At 64.0% G+C, this 3,091-nt stretch carries 4 protein-coding genes; all 4 read right to left on the bottom strand.

Going from position 1 to position 3,091, the window contains the following annotated elements:
- Nucleotides 1-81: 81 nt before the first annotated feature.
- Entirely contained in the window at nt 82-519 is a 438-nt protein-coding gene (locus APM_RS13730; protein WP_007423966.1) for a hypothetical protein, read from the bottom strand.
- Nucleotides 512-2,194 (bottom strand): IS66 family transposase, encoded by a 1,683-nt coding sequence (tnpC, locus tag APM_RS13725; RefSeq protein ID WP_007423965.1) that lies wholly within the window; start codon nt 2,192-2,194, stop codon nt 512-514. The genes APM_RS13730 and tnpC overlap by 8 nt, the downstream gene beginning before the upstream one ends.
- Nucleotides 2,195-2,268: 74 nt before the next feature.
- Nucleotides 2,269-2,610, bottom strand: coding sequence for an IS66 family insertion sequence element accessory protein TnpB (gene tnpB / locus APM_RS13720; RefSeq protein ID WP_039888840.1), 342 nt, complete (start codon nt 2,608-2,610; stop codon nt 2,269-2,271).
- Entirely contained in the window at nt 2,607-3,002 is a 396-nt protein-coding gene (gene tnpA, locus APM_RS13715; RefSeq protein ID WP_050807195.1) for an IS66-like element accessory protein TnpA, read from the bottom strand. Before tnpA ends, tnpB begins: the two co-directional genes overlap by 4 nt.
- Nucleotides 3,003-3,091 lie beyond the last annotated feature (89 nt).

The raw sequence follows: 3,091 nt of genomic DNA, 5'->3' as shown, positions 1-3,091 counted from the left end.
GTAAGCATCCGGTGAAAGCCGCGGGTCTTTTATTCTATTGGCTTTTGGGCTGGCGGGGATGTGGCGGTTGGTTCTGTCTGATTATTTTGAAGGCAGGGCGTGGACGATCTCGGTTGCCTCACTTGTGTCTCGATGAACCTCTTCACGGATGACGCGATCTGTGACGTCGTTCAGGTATTGCACCAACGCACCATTGAGTTCCTGGAATTCTGGCCATAGCACTTGATCGACAAAAGCCTGCGGCACCCGCAGCATGACGGTGGTCAGGCGTTGCCGATAAAGGCGGTATGGCTTCAGGCCATAGCGCCGGCACAACGCGAGGAACAATCGGCGAGACCATTGGTCGCGCAGAGAAAACTGCATTTCGATTGTTTTGTCCCGGCCCTGAAGTTCCGCCAGCCGGGCCTGAACGCGCCCGAGTGCGGCCTCGGCCGCTACGCGTTCGCCGACCGTTCCCGCTCCGGCGAACAATGCCTCGATCTTACGAAGCTTCTCCCGAAGCACGGCCTCTTCAGACACGCCCAACCTCTTGCGTTGCACGTGGCGGGATTTTGCCGGCGCAGTGCCATGGCAACAAGTCGTTGAGGCGGCTGACGGGCTGATTGTTGATCCTGGCGAGCACGTCGGCGAGCCAGGCTTGCGGATCGACGTTATTGAGGCGGGCGGTCTGGATCAGGGTGTAGAGGATGGCGGCCCGTTCACCGCCGCGATCCGAGCCGCAGAACAGCCATGCCTTGCGGCCGAGCGGCACGCAACGCAGGGCGCGTTCGGCGGCGTTGTTGGTCAGGCAGACCCGGCCATCCTCGAGGAAGCGGGTGAAGGCGTCCCAGCGGCGGAGCATGTAGTTGATCGCCTTGGCAAGATCATGGTGGCGCGACAGCCTGGCGACCTGACCATTCAGCCAGGCATGGAGCTCGGCAACCAGCGGCGCACTGCGTTCCCGCCGCACAGCCAGCCGCTCGGCGGCCGATTTGCCGTTGATGGTGCGCTCGACTTCGAACAGGGCGTCGAGCCGCCGCACGGCCTCGATGGCGATCGGATAGACCGTGGCGGCTTGCCCCCCACGGCTCTTCCTGCGCGCCGCCGCGGCGATATCGGCCAGTTCAAAGAATTTCCGTCGGGCATGAGCATGGCAGCCGGCCTCCCGCACCGGCGCAGGTGTGCGGTCATCCTTGTATAGTTCGCCATAACCGCCATAGGCATCGGCCTGCAGGATACCCGACCAGCCGGCAAGATGGGCCTGTGGATGCTCGCCGCGCCGGTCCCGCGAATAATGGAACAGTGCCGCCGGGGGATCAGAACCGCCGAAGGGTCGATCGTCCCGCACATAGACCCACAGACGCGCCGTATCGGTCTTGCCACGCGCCATGACCGGCACCGTGGTGTCGTCGCCATGCAGGCGCGCGGCATCATGAACATGGGCTTCGATCAGCCGGTAGAGCGGCATCAGCGCATGACATGCCGCCCCGACCTGATCGGCGAGTGTGGAGACGCTGAGTGGCACGCCCTCGCGGGCAAAGCGTTCGGCCTGGCGGTTGAGCGGCTGGTGCTGACCATACTTCTCGAACAAAAGCATCGCGAGGAAGCTCGCCCCCGCCCACCCGCGAGGAACGACATGGAACGGTGCCGGCGGCTGCGCGACCGCCTCGCAGGCCCGGCAGGTGAATCTCTCCCGCACCGTCTGGATCACCTTCCACTGCCGCGGGATCACCTCCAGCGTCTCGGTGATGTCCTCGCCCAGCTTCGACAGCCTGGTGCTGCCACAGGCAGGGCAGGCACAAGGGCGCTCGATCACCACACGCTCGCGCGGCAGGTGTTCGGGAAAGGGCTTTCTGGCCGGGCGCTTGCGCTCGAAACCACCAACGCGCGTCGTCTTTGCCGCGGCGGCTTCGGCAGCCAGACCATCTTCACTGGCATCGGCCTCAAGATCCTCGAGCTGCAGCTCCAGCTGATCGAGCAGACGACGGCTGCGCTCGGCGCTGGCGCCAAATTGCTCGCGCCGCAGACGGGCAATCTGCAACTTCAGATGCGCGATCAACGCCTCGGTCGCACTCTCCCGGGCACGCGCATCGGCCAGTCGGGCCTCGGCCTCGTCGGCCCTGCAAATGGCCGCCCGAGCTTGCTCAGAGCAAGCCAAAACCAGCGCTTTCAGCGCCTCGACGTCGTTCGGAAGAGTGGTTCCGGAGGTTTCCACACCCCCGAGAGAATCACAGAAATTCCGGCATTTGAAGCGACAAGATGCCCGTCAGCCGATAAAAATTCCGGCCTCTACCCCGCACGCGCCGGCCGCCATGAATAGCGCGGATTGCGCCAGTCAATGCCCTCCAGCAGGCAGGCCAGCTGCGAACTCGTCAACGAAACCACCCCGTCCTTCGCCGACGGCCACGGGAAATACCCCTTCTCCAGTCGCTTCGAATATAGCGACATCCCCACACCGTCATGCCAGATGATCTTCACCAGCGAGCCCGACCTGCCACGGAATACGAACAGATCCCCGCCGTGTGGATCCCGCTTCAGCCCGTGCTCGACCAATAGCGCCAGACCCTGCATGCCGCGGCGCATGTCCGTATGGCCCAGCGCAATCCACACACGCGCTCCAACAGGGATCATCCCAGCGCCTTCAGTGTCGCCGTGACCACCGATGGCGCCACCATCCCCTCGATCACCACGTGTGCACCGCCCGCCAGGCGAACCTCGATCCGGCCCCGGCTGCGCGGCGTCACCAAAGACGCTGGGGCCGTATCTTCAGCCCCTGCAATCATCACGGCAGCAGACGGCTCCGGCGCCACATGAACCGGCAGGAATTCCGCAGGCGTCGAAACCAACCCCAATTCGCCAGTACGCACCAGTCGGCGCCAGCTCCACAGCTGGCCACGCGATATGTCATGCCGCCGCGCAACTTCCGCAAACACCGCACCAGCCGCTTCCGCTTCCGCCACAATCCGTAGCTTGTCCTCATCACGCCAGCGACGCCGGCGCTCAACTCCCGTGATGATCTCCATCCACACACCCGCTCATAGCGTCGCTCTTACAAGCGCATTTATGAGCGCATCATCCACTCAACGGCAGGCGGCCTCCGCCGGAACGATAC

The organism is Acidiphilium sp. PM (assembly GCF_000219295.1).
Taxonomy (GTDB): domain Bacteria; phylum Pseudomonadota; class Alphaproteobacteria; order Acetobacterales; family Acetobacteraceae; genus Acidiphilium; species Acidiphilium multivorum.
Note: the sequence above shows the minus strand (reverse complement) of the source record. Positions and strands in the feature narration are given on the sequence as shown.

What these genes read in the sequence shown, in the direction of transcription:
- tnpA (WP_050807195.1), bottom strand. Translation starts at nt 3,002, where the DNA reads ATGGAGATCATCACGGGAGTTGAGCGCCGGCGTCGCTGGCGTGATGAG.
- tnpB (WP_039888840.1), bottom strand. Translation starts at nt 2,610, where the DNA reads ATGATCCCTGTTGGAGCGCGTGTGTGGATTGCGCTGGGCCATACGGAC.